Origin of the sequence: Sulfuriferula plumbiphila (assembly GCF_009938015.1) — a bacterium.
GTDB lineage: Bacteria > Pseudomonadota > Gammaproteobacteria > Burkholderiales > Sulfuriferulaceae > Sulfuriferula > Sulfuriferula plumbiphila.
In genome coordinates, this window is sequence record NZ_AP021884.1 from 1,519,112 (window position 1) to 1,537,588 (window position 18,477).

Annotated in this window: 13 protein-coding genes and 1 riboswitch; of the genes, 9 read left to right on the forward strand and 4 right to left on the reverse strand. The window is 58.3% G+C overall.

Annotated features, from left to right (window positions below; translation table 11 throughout):
* The first annotated feature begins 27 nt into the window (after positions 1-27).
* Both atzF and uca (GZH91_RS07995) read left to right on the forward strand, forming a co-directional pair.
* Positions 28-1,881, forward strand: a complete 1,854-nt coding sequence (atzF, locus tag GZH91_RS07990; protein WP_223264618.1) for an allophanate hydrolase — start codon at positions 28-30, stop codon at positions 1,879-1,881.
* Positions 1,882-2,040: 159 nt separating this feature from the next.
* Positions 2,041-5,667: an urea carboxylase gene (gene uca, locus GZH91_RS07995; RefSeq protein ID WP_147074585.1), complete on the forward strand. Its 3,627-nt coding sequence runs from the start codon at positions 2,041-2,043 to the stop codon at positions 5,665-5,667.
* Between the two features lie 155 nt (positions 5,668-5,822).
* On the opposite strand, the gene GZH91_RS08000 is transcribed toward uca (GZH91_RS07995), so the two are convergent.
* Positions 5,823-6,512: a GntR family transcriptional regulator gene (locus GZH91_RS08000; protein ID WP_198415430.1), complete on the reverse strand. Its 690-nt coding sequence runs from the start codon at positions 6,510-6,512 to the stop codon at positions 5,823-5,825.
* Between the two features lie 545 nt (positions 6,513-7,057).
* Between GZH91_RS08000 and GZH91_RS08005 the strand changes: the two genes are divergently transcribed.
* From GZH91_RS08005 to uca (GZH91_RS08035), 7 genes are all read left to right on the forward strand, one after another.
* Positions 7,058-7,864, forward strand: coding sequence for a TorF family putative porin (locus GZH91_RS08005; RefSeq protein ID WP_147074583.1), 807 nt, complete (start codon positions 7,058-7,060; stop codon positions 7,862-7,864).
* Between the two features lie 253 nt (positions 7,865-8,117).
* Positions 8,118-8,225: riboswitch (guanidine-I (ykkC/yxkD leader) on the forward strand.
* Between the two features lie 61 nt (positions 8,226-8,286).
* Complete coding sequence (locus GZH91_RS08010; RefSeq protein WP_147074582.1) at positions 8,287-9,279, forward strand: ABC transporter substrate-binding protein; 993 nt, start codon at positions 8,287-8,289, stop codon at positions 9,277-9,279.
* Positions 9,280-9,342: 63 nt separating this feature from the next.
* Positions 9,343-10,152, forward strand: a complete 810-nt coding sequence (locus GZH91_RS08015) for an ABC transporter permease (protein WP_223264617.1) — start codon at positions 9,343-9,345, stop codon at positions 10,150-10,152.
* 5 nt (positions 10,153-10,157) lie between these two features.
* The gene (locus tag GZH91_RS08020) at positions 10,158-10,997 is read left to right on the forward strand and encodes an ABC transporter ATP-binding protein (RefSeq protein ID WP_147074580.1); all 840 of its coding nucleotides are present in this window, start codon (positions 10,158-10,160) and stop codon (positions 10,995-10,997) included.
* A gap of 64 nt (positions 10,998-11,061) precedes the next feature.
* Entirely contained in the window at positions 11,062-11,796 is a 735-nt protein-coding gene (locus GZH91_RS08025) for an urea amidolyase associated protein UAAP1 (protein ID WP_147074579.1), read from the forward strand.
* Positions 11,797-11,807: 11 nt separating this feature from the next.
* Positions 11,808-12,455 carry an urea amidolyase associated protein UAAP2 gene (locus tag GZH91_RS08030; protein WP_147074578.1) on the forward strand — a complete coding sequence of 216 codons (648 nt, stop codon included), beginning with the start codon at positions 11,808-11,810 and terminating at the stop codon, positions 12,453-12,455.
* Between the two features lie 68 nt (positions 12,456-12,523).
* Complete coding sequence (gene uca, locus GZH91_RS08035) at positions 12,524-16,135, forward strand: urea carboxylase (protein ID WP_147074577.1); 3,612 nt, start codon at positions 12,524-12,526, stop codon at positions 16,133-16,135.
* Between the two features lie 71 nt (positions 16,136-16,206).
* On the opposite strand, the gene GZH91_RS08040 is transcribed toward uca (GZH91_RS08035), so the two are convergent.
* Genes GZH91_RS08040 through GZH91_RS08050 form a run of 3 tightly spaced genes read right to left on the reverse strand, consistent with a single transcriptional unit; the run spans position 16,207 to position 18,472 of the window.
* The gene (locus GZH91_RS08040; RefSeq protein WP_147074576.1) at positions 16,207-17,007 is read right to left on the reverse strand and encodes a hypothetical protein; all 801 of its coding nucleotides are present in this window, start codon (positions 17,005-17,007) and stop codon (positions 16,207-16,209) included.
* Positions 17,004-17,786, reverse strand: a complete 783-nt coding sequence (locus tag GZH91_RS08045) for an N-acyl homoserine lactonase family protein (RefSeq protein WP_147074575.1) — start codon at positions 17,784-17,786, stop codon at positions 17,004-17,006. Before GZH91_RS08045 ends, GZH91_RS08040 begins: the two co-directional genes overlap by 4 nt.
* Positions 17,783-18,472, reverse strand: a complete 690-nt coding sequence (locus GZH91_RS08050) for a cysteine hydrolase family protein (RefSeq protein ID WP_198415432.1) — start codon at positions 18,470-18,472, stop codon at positions 17,783-17,785. The genes GZH91_RS08045 and GZH91_RS08050 overlap by 4 nt, the downstream gene beginning before the upstream one ends.
* Positions 18,473-18,477: the final 5 nt, after the last annotated feature.

Genomic DNA, 18,477 nt, shown 5'->3' on the forward strand with positions numbered 1-18,477 from the left:
CAAAAATCAATAATGCCTGGACAAAACATGAAAATAACCGCACCCGGGATGCCGACCATGGGGTGGACCATCGGCCAGTGGCGTGCTGCCTACATGGACACACAAGCGGATCCCGGCACCTTGCTGCAGGCGCTGCTGGCAGGTTTGCAGCGCGACGATCCGGCCTGGATCATGATTGTGGATAGCGCCGCGCTCAAGCAGCAGCTGGATGCCCTGGCCGATGCCCTGGAACGGGTGAATGGCGAGCGCAGCCGCCTGCCGTTGTATGGCATCCCGTTTGCGGTCAAGGACAACATGGATGTGGCCGGACTGGCGACCACGGCAGCGTGTCCGGCTTTTTCCCATGTGGCTGAACAGGATGCTGCTGTCGTGGCGCGCTTGCGCGCAGCGGGGGCCGTCATCGTCGGCAAGACCAATCTGGATCAGTTCGCCACCGGGCTGGTGGGCGTGCGTTCGCCCTATGGCGTGGTGACCAACCCCTTCAACCCGGCGTATATCGGCGGCGGCTCCAGTTCGGGTTCGGCCTCGGTGGTGGCGCGCGGCATTGTGCCGTTCGCGTTGGGAACGGATACCGCCGGGTCGGGACGCGTGCCTGCCGCGTTCAACAACCTGGTCGGGCTCAAACCCACGCGCGGTCTAGTCAGCAGCGTTGGCGTCGTACCGGCGTGCCGCACGCTGGATTGCGTATCCGTGTTTGCGTTGAGCGCGGAGGATGCAGGCAGCGTGCTTGATGTGATCGCCGGCTTCGATGCAGCGGATCCGTACTCGCGCCCGTGTCCGCCAGACCAGGCCGCCGTGCGCATCGGGCAGACGCCACGTTTCGCCATACCGCAACAGCCGGATTTTTGCGGGGATGTGGTTCAAGCTGCGGCATATAGCGTTGCCCTGGCACAAATGCGCGCGCTCGGTGTCGTGCTGGAGCCGGTTGATTTCGGCCCGATGCAGGCGCTGGCGGCGTTGCTCTACGATGGCCCATGGGTGGCCGAGCGCTATGCAGCCATTGCTGAATTCATGGCAGACCACGCGGCGGACATGCACCCGGTAGTGCGCGACATCATCGAACGGGCAGGCCGCTACAGCGCAATCGACGCCTTCAAGGCAGAGTACCGGCGCGCCGAGCTCAAGCGCGCACTGGATAGTTTGCTGGCAGATTTTGATGCCTTACTGGTGCCCAGCGCCCCCACGCTGCCGACGCTGGCGGCGGTTGCTGCGGAGCCGATCGCAGCCAACAGCCAGTTGGGGATTTATACCAATTTCGTCAATCTGGGAGATTGTGCTGCGTTGGCGTTACCCGCCGGCTGGCGTAGCGACGGTCTGCCGTTTGGCGTGACGCTGATTGCCCCGGCCTGGCGCGATCACGCCCTGCTCGATTTCGCCCGGCGCTGGCAGCGTCACGCCCCGTGGAAGCTGGGCGCGACTGGGCTCGATTTGCCAGCCGAGCGTGCCGCTCCGGCGGTGCCTGCTCCCGCACCGGGGTATATTCGCCTTGCCGTGGTCGGCGCGCATTTGACCGGCATGCCGCTGAATCATCAGCTCACTACCCGCCATGCCCAGTTTGTCGAACGTACCCGGACTGCGGATTGCTATCGCCTGTATGCCTTGCCCAATACCGCACCGCCCAAGCCCGGGCTGGTGCGCGATGCGCAAAACGGCAGCGCAATCGAGGTGGAGGTTTGGGATGTGCCGCTAGCCGGGTTTGGATCCTTTGTCGCAGAAGTTCCAGCGCCCCTCGGCATTGGCAGCGTAGAGTTGCGTGAAGGTAGCGTAGTCAAGGGATTTATCTGTGAACCGTGTGCGTTACAGGGCGCGACAGAAATCACGGCGCTGGGTGGCTGGCGTGCGTTCCTGGCGCAGTTGAATAACCCTGGAAAAAGCATTTAACCACGGAGTTCACGGGGAACACGGAGCAAAAAACAATGGATTGCAGGTCGCCTGATATTCACCCGTTGGGTGAGGCCATAAAAGCCCCAGGATAGCCTTCCTCCATGCCCTCCGTGGTTTAGAACTTAAGTTTTTCAGGATCACTAAAACGAGGTTGTCATGTTCCATACCGTACTGGTTGCCAACCGGGGCGAAATTGCCGTTCGCACCATCCGCACCTTGAAGAAAATGGGGATACGCAGCGTCGCGATCCATTCCGATGCCGACCGCAATGCGCGCCACGTGGTCGATGCCGATGCGGCGATTGCGCTGGGCGGTAACAGCCCGGCGGAGAGCTATCTGCGTGCCGACAAGATTATTGAAGCAGCCCAATCAGCCGGGGCGCAAGCGATTATTCCCGGCTACGGTTTTTTATCCGAGAATGCCGATTTCGCCGAGGCGTGCGAGGCTGCCGGGCTGGTGTTTATCGGGCCTGCGCCAGAGCAGATGCGTCAGTTCGGCCTCAAGCACAGCGCGCGTGAAATTGCCGGTGCGGCGGGTGTGCCGCTCACTCCGGGTACCGGACTGCTCGCCGATCTGGCCGAGGCCACCCAGGCTGCTGCGCAGCTGGGCTACCCGGTGATGCTCAAGAGCACGGCGGGTGGCGGCGGGATCGGCCTGAGCCGGTGTAACAATGAAGCCGAACTGGTGGCCGCGTTTGAATCGGTGCAGCGCCTCGGGAAAAGTTTCTTCAGCGATGGCAGCGTGTTTCTGGAACGCTTTGTGAAGAATGCGCGCCACGTCGAAGTGCAGATTTTCGGGGATGGCCAGGGCAAGGTGGCCGCACTGGGCGAGCGCGACTGTTCGCTGCAGCGCCGCAACCAGAAGGTGGTGGAAGAAACGCCGGCCCCTGGATTGCCGCCGGCCACGCGCACTCGATTACTCGAGGCCGCAGTCAGGCTGGGCAAGGCGGTCAACTATCGTTCTGCCGGAACAATAGAATTCATCTACGACGCAGCGCGCGACGCGTTCTATTTTCTGGAGGTCAACACGCGTTTGCAGGTTGAACACCCGATTACCGAAGCGGTCACCGGCATTGATCTGATAGCGTGGATGGTCAGCACCGCAGCAGGCGAACCGCCTGCGCTGGATGCGCCTATCGTGCCGCAGGGCGCGGCCATCGAAGTGCGCATTTATGCGGAAGACCCGGTGAAAAATTTTCAGCCTTCCCCGGGCGTGCTGACCGAGGTGGTGTTCCCGGATGACGTACGTGTGGATACCTGGGTGGCCGCCGGGGTGGAAGTCTCTGCGCATTATGATCCGATGCTGGCCAAGCTGATTGCTTATGGCGCCAACCGCGAGGCGGCATTGGCGAAACTGATTGAAGCCCTCGACGCCACGCGCATTGCAGGGATAGCCACCAACCTGGATTATTTGCGCCAGGTGGTGGCGTCAGCGGTGTTTATCAGCGGCAATGTCTCGACCGCTGCACTGGAAGGGTTCCGTTTCCAGCCGTCGGTGATCGAGGTGGTCGAGGCGGGCACCTATTCCACGGTACAGGATTACCCGGGACGAATCGGCTACTGGGATATCGGGGTGCCGCCGTCCGGCCCGATGGACGATTACGCGTTCCGTCTGGCTAACCGCATCGTCGGTAATCATCCTGGTGCCGCCGCGCTGGAATGCACGATACTGGGGGCGACGCTCAAATTCCATTGCGCGGCAACCATCGCTCTGAGCGGCGCGCCGACGGCCGCAACCCTGGACGGCAAACCGGTCGCATTCTGGCAGGCGATCAGGGTGAAAAGCGGCCAGAAATTGGTGATCGGCAAGGTATTGAGCGGCTGCCGCACCTATTTTGCTGTGCGTGGCGGGCTGGATGTGCCGGTGTATCTGGGCAGCCGCTCGACTTTTGCGCTGGGGCAGTTTGGCGGGCATGGCGGACGGCCGCTCAGGGCCGGGGACATGCTGGCGGTCAGCCGCCCGGAATTGCCTGCCTGTACCACGCCCGCGCCACGCTATGCCGAGTCGGCGGCACCCGCAGCACTGATTCCGGAATACCGCCAGGATTGGGAAATTGGCGTGCTGTATGGTCCGCACGGCGCGCCGGATTTTTTTACCGAAGACGCGATCGCGATGTTTTTCTCCACTGCCTGGAAAGTACATTACAACTCCAATCGCCTGGGCATACGCCTGAATGGACCCAAACCCACCTGGGCGCGCAGCGACGGCGGCGAGGCCGGTTTGCATCCGTCCAATATTCACGATTGCGAGTATGCGATCGGCAGCATTAATTTTACCGGCGACATGCCGGTGATTCTGACGCGTGACGGCCCCAGCCTGGGCGGCTTTGTGTGCCCGGCCACGATTGCCCGCGCCGAGTTGTGGAAAGTCGGCCAGGTGAAGCCGGGTGACCGCATCCGCTTCCGCCCACTCAGTTTCGATGCTGCGCTGGCACTGGAGCGTGCCCAGGACAAGGCGATCGAAACGCTCAGCCCCATGCCGGCGCTGCCGCGTGCCCAGCTGCCCAGTTTGCAGCCGGCCGCTACCGTATCGGCCTGCGTGCTGCGCGAATTGCCGGCGCAGGACGAACGGCCTGCCGTGGCCTATCGTCAGGCCGGCGATAAATACATCCTGCTGGAGTATGGCGCCAATGTGCTCGATTTGCACCTGCGGCTGCGCATTCATGCGCTGATGGAGGCGCTCAGGGCCAGCCCTGTCAATGGTATCCTGGAGCTGTCCCCGGGCGTGCGCTCGCTGCAGATCCATTACGACAGCCGCATCCTGCATCAAACCGCGCTGCTCGATGCGCTGTGCGCGCTGGAGGCGCAATTGCCGCCCGCCAGGAGCATGCGCGTACCCAGCCGCATCGTGCATCTGCCGCTGGCGTTCGAGGATACGGCCACGCTGGATGCCGTGGCGCGCTATCGGCAGTCGGTCAGGGACAGCGCGCCGTGGCTGCCCAGTAATGTCGAGTTCATCCGCCGCATCAACGGCCTCGCCAGTCAGGATGAGGTGCGCGATATTGTGTTCAATGCCAGTTACATGGTGCTGGGGCTGGGTGATGTGTATCTGGGCGCGCCGTGTGCGGTCCCGGTCGATCCGCGCCATCGCCTGCTGACTTCCAAATACAATCCGGCGCGTACTTACACGGCGGAGGGCACGGTCGGTATCGGCGGTGTCTATATGTGCATCTACGGCATGGATTCGCCCGGCGGTTACCAGCTCATCGGCCGCACCCTGCCGATCTGGAACAAGTTTCTGAAAAACCCGCAATTCAGACAAGGTGCGCCGTGGCTGTTGCGTTTCTTCGACCAGGTGCGCTATTACCCGGTGAGCGAAACGGAGCTGAATCAGCTACGTGAGAATTTCCGCGAAGGGCTGACCAGCATCCGCATTGAAGACGCCGTGTTTGACCTCGCACAATACGATGCATTCCTGCACGACAATGCCGACAGCATCGCCAGTTTCCGGGCACGGCAGCAGGCAGCTTTCAACGCAGAAGTTGCGCACTGGCAAACATATGCAACGGAAATCGCAGCGCATGATGACGAGCCGGACGTGGCACCACCCGGCGCGGATAGCGCCGGTCATATCGTCGCCTCGGATATCAGCGGCAGTATCTGGAAATTGCTGATCGAGGCGGGCGCCGTGGTGAAAGCAGGCGACCCATTGCTGATCGTCGAGGCGATGAAAATGGAGTTTTCCATCTGCGCGCCCATTGACGGAACGGTGTGTGCACTGCATTGCCGCGCTGGCAAGCAGGTTGCAGCTGGGGATGCGCTGGTGGTGATTGAACCCGTGTAGCGCTGTTACGTTGAACCTAAAAAACTTAGTTCTAGCCACGGAGTTCACGGAGGAAGGCAATCCTGAGTTTTTTATGGCCACCCCCAACGGGTGAAGGCCAGACGACCTGCAATCTGTTGTGTTTACTCCGTGAACTCCGTGGTTAATTACTTTTTCTAGGTTGAACGGGTGCGATTGCCCCCGCGGCGCGCGCGTTCGAGTTGGGTCAGGGTGAGGTTTTTGACGAAATTCTCGCTGTAGCTGATATGCGCTTTCATTAGTCTTTGCGCTTCGGCCAGGTCGCGCTGGAGCAGCTGCTGGCAAATCTGGTGATGCTCTTCGTAGGTGCGGTCGATGCGCGTAGCGTCGGTAAAGTCGAGGCGGCGGACCGCCCGGATACGGCCGTTAATGTCTTCCAGATAATGCCTCAAGGCGATGTTTCCACCGCCTTCCGCCAGGGTCATGTGAAATGACTCGTCACGCGCTTCCATTTCTTCCGAGTCGTTGCTGCGTTCTTCCTGCCGGGCAGGATCCCAGGACTGCGCCAGTTTTTCCAGATCGGTGGTCGGCATGAAGGCGGCGGCCAGTTGCAGGGACAACATTTCCAGCGTGATGCGAACCTGGTAGTAATGCGCGAGTTCCGCGATATCGAGGTTGCGGATAAAGCATCCCTGCTTCGGCAGAATACGCAGATACCCCTCGGTTTCAAGGCGCTGCAACGCACTCCGGATCGGAGTGCGGCTGACACCATATTGAACCGCCAGTTCAGACTCGGTAATCCGCGTTCCCGGATAGAGTTCGAAATTGAGGATGCTTTCACGCAACTGGTTGTATACGTCTTTTGCACTGAGTTTGGCTTCCGACACAGGTACCTCTGGAATGGACTTTACTGCCTGGTTTTGATTGTAGGCTGATGCTGGAAGTCTCCACAACTGCTTCATGCAATATATTTCTTGGGGGGCGCAGGTTACCCATTTATCGGGCGAATCGCCTCATTTCAAGGTGCTGCAAACTATGCAGGCAGCTTCAAATTGCCTGTACGACTGGCAGCTTCACACAGTCTCCCCACTGCATTGCCCGCAACTTCCCAACCTGGCTGGAAAATAACAAAGCCAAAAATGGGCAAGAACAACATGCTCCACCTATCCGATGGCGGAGATGAAGCATATACGCTGGAGAAGCTTTCAGTGCGTTTTTGTGATGTTCCGCACCAATCCAGAGCGCACAAGTATTCATTAATTTTACGGAGATATTAAGTAGGCATGGGCTTTAAGAACGTTAATTGTTTTGAGTACAACGAGTTGTTTTAATGTGTTCACAAAGATGGCGCGTTTTATGCTAGAGCAAGTAAAGCGAGATTATTTATAAGAGGTTTCGCTAAATTCAATTTTCAAGGTTAAGGGAGAAAGCAATGTGGGTCAGTAGCTCGAAAAAAATGTTGACGGCAATTTCACTGGTGCTTGCATCGGGAGTAATTTCATCTCCGGCAAGCGCTGATTTTACCGGCCACCTTGATTTGGCTTCTAAATATTATTTGCGTGGCATCACCACAACCTATAATCCCGCATCTGTGGGAGCGCTGGGCAATGCCCAGGGGGATGCACCGGAAAACGATGGTCCTGCATTTCAGGGTGGTTTGGATTACGCTCATAGCAGTGGCTTTTATGCGGGTTGGTGGTTCTCGACTTTGAGCTATTCATACAAGACCTTCACTGACCAGGGTGTGTCGATGGAGCATGACTTGTATGCGGGATATGCCAGCAAGGTCGGCGATATTGGATACAAACTTGGATTTACGCGTTATCAATATGTCCCCGGTAAAAATTCCACCGGTTGGGAGACGTTGGTAGGTGTGAGCTATAAAGGTTTTGGTCTCAATGCACAGACTCTGCTTAATGATGTGACATTCGGTAATAAGGGGGATACCTATTGGACTGCCACCTATGCCACGACGCTTCCCATGGATATCGGCTTCAATGCGACCCTTGGTTATTACACCTATGCAAAGACGGGTAAATTCGTCAATCCAGGCAATATTTATGGGACCACCCCTGGCGATAGCGTAGCCAGTTCCGCTTTTCGTCATGTCACCGTCGGTGTTACTTATCCCTTCGTGAAGAATCTGACAGGAGGTGTGAGTTACATTATTGGAGGTAAAAACCGCTATGACGTTAGCCAGGACAACAAATTTGTTGGAAGTTTGAGTTACACCTTTTAGTTCTTTCAGGGGCGGGCTTGAACTACCCAATTGCCGGATCATTAAGTGCCTTGCTGGGCAACTTCGATATGCGCGCCCTAATTTGATGTGTGAGTGTTTGTACTGCACCACAATGCAGCTTGATTTTGGATGAAACCCAATGAGTATTGTGTAGTGAATTTCATATGGCTATGAAATAAAAACAAAATATTTTATGGCATAAGATGTGCTAATGGTTTTGCAGAGAGGTGCAGTCGTCACTGTATCCTTTGATTTTCAGGGCAACTAGGGTTCCGGTTCCACAATTGTGGGATGTCTGGTCCGAGAGTTGTCCGGCCTCAGCATGATAGAGGCTCCACGGAGGGATAAAAGCCCGGGAGGTCGCGACCAGTCGTCGCTTCACCTCTCGCAAGTTTTTAACTCTTCCTTAAGGAGTATCTGTTATGTGCTTTAAACGCTTTCTTGGACGCACCCTTGCCGCGCTGTTTCTCTCCCTTGGATTGCTGCTGACGGGTTTGCCTGCCGCACATGCAGAAATCAAGGTCGGCTTAAGCGACTGGCCTGGCTGGGTGGCCTGGTACGTCGCCGAGCAGCAGGGTTACTTCAAGAAATATGGCGCCGACGTCAAGCTGGTCTGGTTTGCTAACTATACCGATTCCATTTCCGCCCTTTCCGCAGGGCAACTTGATGCCAACTCCCAGACCTGGAGCGATACCTTGGCGCCCCTTGCCAAGGGGATTCCACTCAAGGTCGTACTGGTCAACGACAACTCCGCCGGCAACGATGCGCTCATGGTCGGCCCCAACATCAAGCGCTTCGCCGATCTCAAGGGTAAGACCATTGCGCTGGAGGAATTCAGTGTTTCGCACTTTCTGCTGGTGACTGCACTGCACAAGAACGGCATGTCGCTCAAGGACGTGAAGGTGGTGAATCTTGCCGCTGGTGATGCCGCCGCAGCTTTCCTCAGTGGCCGCGTCGATGCTGCAGTGGTGTGGAATCCGTGGGTGAACAAAATTCAAATTAGCGGCAAGGGGCATGCATTATTCACCTCCAAGGAAATCCCCGGTCTGATTCCCGATCTGCTGGTGGCGCAGGAAAAATCCCTGGTGGCGCACCGCAAGGATTTCATCGGCATGATCAAAGCCTGGTACGACACCGAGAAATTCATCCGCGAACAGCCTGGCGTAGCGGCCAAAATCATGGCCAAGGTGGTGAGCATGCCGCCTGAAGAGTATAGGGTGTTCCTGTCCGGGACTAAATTTTTTGATCAGAATGGCAATCTGCAAGCCTTCGGCCCCGCTTCCGATCCTACTTCTTTACTGGGAGTAGCACCCACCATAGCAAAATTCCTTCTGGAAAATAAACTGATGGAAGGGAAGGTGGATTACGCCAAAGGGCTGGATGGCTCGTTGGTGAAAGAAGTCGCCAGGCGCTAGGGAATCAACATGCCAACCACCGAACGCAGCCTTTCAAAATCTACAATGCCCAGCGCAGCCGTGATGCCTGTAGCTGTACAGCGCAAACGCAGGTTCTGGACCATCCGGGGCCGCCTCAGCCGTAAGGAGTACCTGGTCCTGGCTGCTCTGGGTATGGTGCTGCCCTTTGTCGGCTGGTGGTGGCTGGCCAGCAGCGGGTTGATGGACAAAGTGTTCATGCCCAGCCCGCTGGACGTGATCACGCGCATACACCGCTGGTTCATGGAAGACAACCTGATGGGCGATGCCTCGATCAGTATCTACCGGGTGACGGCCGGTTTTATACTCTCGGCGATGTTTGCCTTGCCGCTGGGACTGATGATCGGCACCTACCGCCCGGTTCAGGCCATGCTGGAACCACTGCTCGATTTCATTCGCTATATGCCGGCGGTCGCATTCATTCCGCTGGTCATGATCTGGGTCGGCATCGATGAAGGCTCCAAGATTGCGATCATTTTTATTGGCACGTTTTTTCAGATGGTGTTGATGGTGGCGGAAGATGTTCGTCGGGTGCCTCTGGCGCAAATCGAGGCAGCGCAAACCATGGGCGCCAGGCGCGGAGAAATCGTTTCGCTGGTGATCCTGCAATCGGCCAAGCCTGCGCTTCTGGACACCCTGCGCATCACCATGGGATGGGCTTGGACTTACCTGGTGGTAGCTGAGCTGGTAGCTGCCAACTCGGGTCTGGGTTACGCCATTCTCAAGGCGCAGCGTTTCCTGCAAACCGACAAGATATTCGCTGGAATTATTTTAATTGGCCTGATCGGCTTGGTTACCGACCAGCTGTTCCGGCTTGTTCATCGCAAATCCTTCCCCTGGCTTTATCGCAAGTGAATATTATGCAAACCAAAATTCAGATTGAGGCAGCAGGCAAGATCTACACGGATGGCAAGCACAATGTCGAAGCGCTGCGAGCTGTCAACCTCGACATCGCTGCCAACGAATTTGTCACCTTGGTCGGGGCCTCCGGCTGCGGCAAATCCACCCTGCTGCGCTGCATTGGCGGACTGGAGGAACTGAGTTTGGGTGAAATCCGGGTGGATGGCCGTCCGGTCAGCGGACCCGGTGTAAATCGCGCCATGGTATTCCAGCACTACAGCCTGTATCCGTGGCTTACGGTAATGGAAAACATCAAGTTCAGCCGCCGCTTGAAGGTCCATCGTGAGGGGATCACTTCATCCGACGTGGAAACGGCCTCGGGGCGCGCAGATGCCCTGCTGTCGCTGATGGGATTGAATCATGCGGCACTTGCCTATCCTGACCAGCTCTCCGGCGGCATGCAGCAACGCGTAGCAATCGCCCGTGCGCTGTTGCCCAAACCCGACATCCTGTTGCTGGACGAGCCGTTCGGCGCACTTGACGCGCAAACCCGCGAGGTGATGCACGACCTGATCCTGCATATTTTCAACCTGGAAAAAACCACCAATGTGTTTGTCACCCACGATGTCGAAGAGGCGATCTACCTGGGACAGCGTGTAGTACTGATGGCGCCGCGCCCAGGGCGTATCGATACCATCTACGAAGTGCCGTTGCCTGCGGAACGGGACCAGGACATGAAGTTGTCGCCGGAATTCATCCGTCTCAAGAAGGAAATCCTGCAGCGCATTCGCGAGACTTCCGGCATGCGTACAGACAAAGACATGCTGGATCGGCTGACCCGGCAGACCGAACCGGGGTAATTGAACAGGAAAACTACGGCAACACAGCAACATAATTTACGCATACCACAAGCAAGGATCTTCGATGAACAATCAACTCAATACGCTGACTCCGCACCCCGTATGGGAGGAGGAAATCCCTGGTGGTGCGCACTGGTCCTTCGTCATCAGGCGTGGCATGACCCTGCGCCTGATCGATATGCAAGGCGGCGCCAACGTCTCGGCGTTGTTCTATAACGCGCAGGAGAAGCTGGAACGCTACAACATGGCGGACACTCTCAAGGCCCAGCACACCGCCCATCTGACCAAAGGCTTTGTGTGCTATTCCGACATGGGACGGGTATTGTGTTCGCTGGTGGAAGACACCTGCGGCTGGCACGATACCATCTGCGGCATGAGCGATGCCGCGCAAGTCAAACAGAAATACGGCGAAGCACGCTATCAGGAACACCGCAACGCCATGCACCGCAGCGCCCGCGATGGCTTTCTCATCGAGCTGGGAAAGTGGGGGCTGGGCAAACGTGACATCGTTGCCAACGTCAATTTTTTCAGCAAGGTGAGTGCGGACGCGCAAGGTAATCTGCTGTTCCAGCCGGGCAATTCCAGCGCCGGAGATTACGTTGATCTGCGCTTCGAGATGAACACGCTGGTGGTCTTGTCCGCCTGTCAGCATCCGCTCGATCCCAATCCGCAATACGTGCCGAAACCGGTGCAGCTTACTGCGTGGCACTCCGGCACACCGGGCAATGACGACTACTGCCGCAATTTTCGCCCGGAAAACCAGCGCGGCTTCTACAACACCGAACTTCTGTTTTGCTGAAGGGAATGAACATGGCGATTGTTGAAAGCAAACTTAACCTCAGTGACGCAGTTTATGACTTAACTTTGCCCGCCGGCGAACCCTGGCTGCATGAAGTGCAACAGGGTCAGGTGTTGCGCATCCTTGACCTGGAAGGTAACCAGGCGGTGGACACGCTGTTCTACAATGCCCGCGAGCCCAGTGAGCGATACAGCGCGGTGGATACCATACGCGCCCAGGGCAATTTGTACCTCGGTGCCGGTTCGCGCCTGCTCTCGAGCGAGGGCAATGTGCTGGTAAGTATCGTAGCGGACACTTGTGGTCGCCACGACACACTGGGTGGCGCCTGCGCGGCGGAGAGCAACAGCGTGCGCTACGCTATTGACAAGAAATTCATGCACAGCTGCCGCGACAGTTTTCTGCACGCGCTTGGCCACTGCGACTGTGGCATGGACAAGCGCGATCTCACCAGTAACGTCAATTTTTTTATGAATGTGCCGGTGACGCCAGAGGGTGAGCTGACTTTTGCCGACGGCATTTCTGCACCCGGAAAATATGTGGAAATGCGTGCTGAAATGGATGTGACAGTGCTGATCTCCAACTGCCCTCAACTCAACAACCCGTGCAATGCCTACAATCCGACGCCAGTGCGGCTACTGATCTGGAATCCGGCGGCCTGAACCCTCGCAGGACGACCTGCAAGGCTGAAAAAGTGGTGGGACGACCTGCCCTGCAATGGAAATACAGCATGTTTGATAAAGTCCTGATCGCCAACCGCGGTGCCATCGCCTGCCGCATCATCCGCACCCTGAAGCGGCTTGGCATCCGCTCTGTGGCGGTGTATTCCGAGGCCGATGCCCACTCGCTGCACGTGTCCCAGGCGGACGAAGCGGTGTGTATCGGCGCGGCACCCGCAGCGGAAAGCTATCTGCGCGCCGAGAAAATTCTCGAAGTTGCCCAGCAGACCGGGGCACAGGCCATTCATCCCGGATATGGTTTTCTCTCCGAGAATGCCGATTTCGCCGCAGCCTGCGCCCATGCCGGTATTGTATTTATCGGACCCAGCCCGGCGCAAATGCGCGCCTTTGGCCTCAAGCATACGGCGCGCGAGCTGGCGCAGCAAAATCAGGTTCCTCTGCTGCCAGGCAGCGGTCTTCTGGCGGACGTGGGGCATGCCCAGGCAGAGGCCGCGCGCATAGGATTTCCGCTCATGCTGAAGAGCACTGCCGGTGGCGGCGGCATCGGCATGCGTTTGATCTGGAGTAGCGACGGACTGGTCGAGGCGTTTGCTTCGGTAGAACGTCTGGCCCGGGCGAATTTCAAGGATGCCGGCATCTATCTGGAAAAATATGTAGAGCAGGCGCGCCATATCGAGGTGCAGATTTTCGGCGACGGCAAAGGCCAGGTAGTGGCGCTGGGCGAACGGGATTGTTCGGTACAGCGCCGCAACCAGAAAGTGATTGAGGAAACCCCCGCGCCGGGGCTGACCGGTGTGCAGCGTGCGTGTTTGCGGGAAACGGCGGTAAAGCTGGGCAAAGCGGTCGATTACCAATCTGCCGGCACGGTGGAATTCGTCTATGACGTCCACAGTGGTGAGTTCTATTTCCTGGAAGTGAATACCCGGTTGCAGGTGGAGCACGGCGTGACCGAGCAGGTCACCGGCGTTGACCTGGTGGAATGGATGGTGTGCCAGGCGGCAGGCGATCTGGCGCCACTGGAGAGCTTCCGCATCGAGCCGCGTGGCGCCTCGATTCAGGTGCGCCTGTATGCGGAAGATCCGGCCAAGAATTTCCAGCCTTGCAGCGGCGTGCTTACCGACGCGGTGTTTCCCGAACAGGCGCGGGTGGACACCTGGGTTGAACGCGGCAGTGCCATCCCGTCGTTTTACGACCCGATGGTAGCCAAGATTATTACTACTGCTGATAACCGCGACGCGGCACTTGCCAAAATGCAGGCAGCACTGGACGCGACGCATATCGCCGGTATCGAAACCAATCTGGCGTATTTGTGCCAGGTGCTGCGCGACCGGATATTTGTCGAGGGTCATCAAACCACGCGTTATCTCAACGCTTTTCACTACCAGCCTACCACTGTGGACGTGCTGGAGCCCGGCGTGCAGAGCAGTATCCAGGATTATCCAGGGCGTGTCGGTTACTGGAATGTGGGCGTGCCGCCTTCGGGTCCGATGGATGCCCTGGCATTCCGCCTTGGCAACCGCCTGCTGGGCAACCCGGACCAGGCCGCCGGCCTGGAGCTGACTGTCGCCGGGCCGAGCTTGCGTTTCAATTGCGATGTAGTGATCGCACTAACCGGTGCCACCATGACGGCGGAGCTGGACGGCGAGCCCATTGCTTTCTGGCGCACACAAGCCGTCAAAGCCGGCAGCGTGTTGCGCCTGGGCAGCGTGCCCGAAAATGGCTGCCGCGCCTATCTGACGGTGGCGGGCGGATTCGACGTGCCGGATTACCTCGGCAGCAAAGCCACTTTCACCCTCGGCCAGTTCGGCGGCCACGCCGGGCGGACATTGAGAGTAGGCGATGTACTCCATCTCGGCAGCGCCCTGACGGGCGTGAACGGCGATGCGGTGCTGGAGCCGGCGCTGATTCCGCATTATGAAAGTCACTGGGACATCGGTGTGTTGTATGGCCCTCATGGGGCACCGGATTTCTTCACCGATGCCGACATCGAAATGTTCTTCGCCACCCATTGGGAGGTGCACTACAACTCCAGCCGCACCGGCGTGCGCCTGATCGGACCCAAGCCACAGTGGGCGCGCACGGATGGAGGCGAGGCAGGGCTGCATCCGTCCAATATCCACGACAACGCTTACGCCATCGGCGCGGTGGATTTTACCGGTGACATGCCGGTGATCCTCGGCCCGGACGGTCCTAGCCTGGGCGGTTTTGTGTGTCCGGCTACCATCGTTCAGGCTGAACTATGGAAGATGGGCCAGTTGCGTCCCGGCAATACGGTTCGCTTCCGCCGCATCACACTGGATCAGGCGATAAAACTTGAGGCAGAACAGGATGCTGTGATCAACACACTGCAAATTCCTGAAAAATCGGCCGCCATCGCCATGGGCGATGTCATGGCCGTCAGTCCGGTACTGCAACGCAAGGAAGAACAACCGGGCCAGGTTGCGGTTACCTACCGGCCAGCGGGCGACAAATACCTGTTGGTCGAATATGGCCCGCTGGTGCTGGATCTGAATCTTCGTTTCCGTGTGCATGCATTGATGCAATGGTTCCAGCAGCAGCACCTGCCTGGCATCATCGACCTGACGCCAGGCATCCGTTCGCTGCAAGTGCATTACGATAACCGCGTGCTGCCGCTACAGGCCTTGATGGAAGCGCTGACGGCCGCCGAGACCGAACTGCCTGCGATTGAAGACATGGTGGTGCCGACCCGCATCGTGCATCTGCCCCTGTCCTGGGACGATCCATCGACCAGATTGGCGATCGAGAAATACATGCAGTCGGTGCGCATGGACGCGCCGTGGTGCCCGAGCAACATCGAATTCATTCGTCGTATCAATGGACTGGACAGCATCGCCCAGGTGAAGGACATCGTGTTCAACGCCAGCTATCTGGTGATGGGTCTGGGCGACGTGTACCTGGGCGCGCCGGTGGCGACCCCCCTGGATCCGCGCCACCGGCTGGTCACCACCAAGTACAACCCGGCGCGCACCTGGACCCCGGAAAATGCCGTCGGTATCGGCGGCGCCTACATGTGTGTATACGGCATGGAAGGTCCCGGCGGCTATCAGTTCGTGGGCCGCACCATACAGATGTGGAACCGCTACAAGCAGACCGCAGATTTCAGGGACGGCAAGCCCTGGCTGCTGCGCTTCTTCGACCAGATACGCTTCTATCCGGTGTCGGAAACCGAGCTGCTCAAGCTGCGCGAGGACTTCATTACCGGCAGTTTTCATCTGAAAGTGGAAGAACAGACCTTCAGCCTGCGCGAGTACAACGCATTTTTACAAACCAATGGTGCCGACATCGCCGCTTTCAAAGCCGCGCAACAGGCCGCATTCGACGCCGAGCGCGAGCGCTGGCAGGCAAGCGGCCAGGCCGATTACGCAACCGATGCCGCCGTGGCGGAAGCCGCGACAGACAGCGAGCTGGATCTGCCACCCAACAGTCGCGCCGTGGCCAGCCATGTGGCGGGGAATATCTGGCAGATTGCAGTGGCCGAAGGCGACACGGTGCAGGCAGGTGATACCTTGGTGATCGTTGAATCCATGAAGATGGAGATCAGTGTGACCGCCCCGGTGGCAGGCAAGGTGTTACGCCTGTTCTGCCGGGAAGGCAGCCAGGTGGCGGCGGGGCAGGATTTGTTGGTCATTCAGGCGGAATAAAAAACAATGACGGAAAACTTAAGCTTGGACATCAGCCGCTTCGGCAGCTGGTGTGCTTATTTGACAAATTTTCAGTTGTCAGCGGACCAGCGCCGAGTGACGATCCCATGCGGGGTAGCAAACTGCTGCACCATATTGCCACCCCGCTGGACAATCCCAGCCCACTCGGCTTCCGAGAATAGTGCTTGTCCCTCCCGGAACGGCAGGGTGGAAAGTAGAATCTCCCAAGGCGCACGTCCGCCCAAGCGCCGGCCGAAGGAAATTTCGAAGTCCAGTATGTCGATGATCTGATCCCGGCTCAAGCTGGATTCCGCAAGCAAAGTGGCGAGGGAAGAGGCTTTGGGCAGTATTGCAGCCCGGTCGCGGGCGAAGATGAAGTAGTCTCCGCTTGCAACCAGATAACCTTTGCGTGGCACAGCGAGGCCACCCGATGCATGCTCTTCCAGAAAATGCAGGGCGATGGTTTCGCCCATGCCATCGGGCAGCCGTTGCCACACTTCACGATAGCTGCTTTCCAGGCCATCTTCCACGATGCGGTTGGCGTTGAACATCATGCGCCCGATATCCCGGCCACCGTTAGGCGGTTGGTAGTCGATATGGCGAGACCACTCGCAAATGTCACCTGCCGCCTGAGTGACGCCGGCAAAGCCCTGCTGGCGGGCAAGCAGCCTCAGTTCATCGACGGTAAGGTCTTGCAGCCCATGCTTTCCCCTGAAATCCGGCCGGTTGGCGGGTACCCGGATGTCTGCGTGCAACAGTGGCGTTTGCAGCCAATAGACGCGGGTGGCGGTGTCGACGCCGGCAGCGTTTTCCAAAGACAGCCGCTGCCACACGCCGAGGTAATGATCCGGTACGGGGTCGTATGGTGTCATTCGTGGAATTCCGGAAATTGCCTGAGCGTGCGGAAAAACTGGATGTCGTGGTTGGGCCAGATTCGCGCCTGTTCTTCAAGGGCCAGGTTTTTCAGTTTGCGGATGCTCGCCAGCGCCAGGTCTTCCTGCTCTTGCCAGCACAGGCCGGGCGCGATTTCCTGTTCGATATTTTCACTCAAGTCGGCGGCGTCGCCCGCCAGAATCACCGGCGCTCCCTTGGGTAGTTCGATCCACAACGACATGTGCCCGGCAGTGTGGCCGGGGGTGGCGACAGCGCGCACACCGGGCACCAGATCGTATTCTCCCTGCATGACTTTCCATGGATATTGCCCACTGAAATCGTCCGGGAAATAGGCCGCATCGGTGCCCGCTTGTGCGGCTTTCAACTCATCCTGCTGCACATGCACTTCCGAGCCGCACACGTCGCACAGCCCGCCGGCATGGTCGAAATGCAGATGGCCGATGAACACCACATCCACGTCGGCAGGGGTGAGGCCAAGGCGGGCGAGATGGTGAGGCAGGCGCTGTTCCTCCTGCATCCCGGGAGCGCTGAAGGCAAACTTTTGCGGATCATAGTGGCGTGCGCGCTGCACCGGGTCGGCGATCTTGTTGTAATCGCATCCCGTGTCGTAGAGGATGCGCCCGTTGCTGGTTTCGATCAGATAGGCGAGGATGGGTGCCTCGATGATCTGCCCAGCTCCCCGGTTGCGGGTGGAAAGGGATTTGTCGTAGCGATGGGTGGCGGTGAGCAGCGGCCACAGGCGTTTGACATGACTCATTGGCACGCCTCGCTTGCTGGGGGATATTCGAGGCTATACAGCAATTCTGCGGTGGTTTGAACCCTGCCCAGGATGCCGCCTTCTACCTGAATCATTGCCAGCGATGTGGCATGCAGTTCAGGATAGGCCGAAGCGCATCCATCCGCCACGGTGATGCATTCGAAGCCACGGTCGACTGCTTCGCGAAGGGTGGACTGGATACATATCTCGGTGGTGACGCCGGTGAGAATAAGCCGGTGAATAGCGCGGCTGCGTAACACAATTTCCAGATCGGTCTGGTAAAACGCCCCGTAACCCGGCTTGTCGATGATGGGTTCGCCGGGTTTTGGAGCCAGTTCATCGACGATACCGTGGCCGTATTCTCCCCGGATCAGCAGCTTGCCGATGGGCCCTTCGGAACCGATCGGTGCGCGTGCCTGGCGGCTGCGCGCCATCTTGGTGGGAGCGCAGTCGGATAAATCACGCCGATGCCCTTCGCGCGTATACACAACTAGCATGCCGCAGCCACGTGCCGTGTTCAGTAAACTGCTGATCGCGGGGATGGGTTCGCGCAGCAGTGAAACCTTGAGCCCGGCCTTTTCTGCGTATCCCCCAGGTGCGCAAAAATCGCGCTGCATGTCGATCACCAGCAAGGCGGTACGGGCGGGGTTGATATTAACAAGCGTCGGTGTGGATGGGCTATTCACATTCA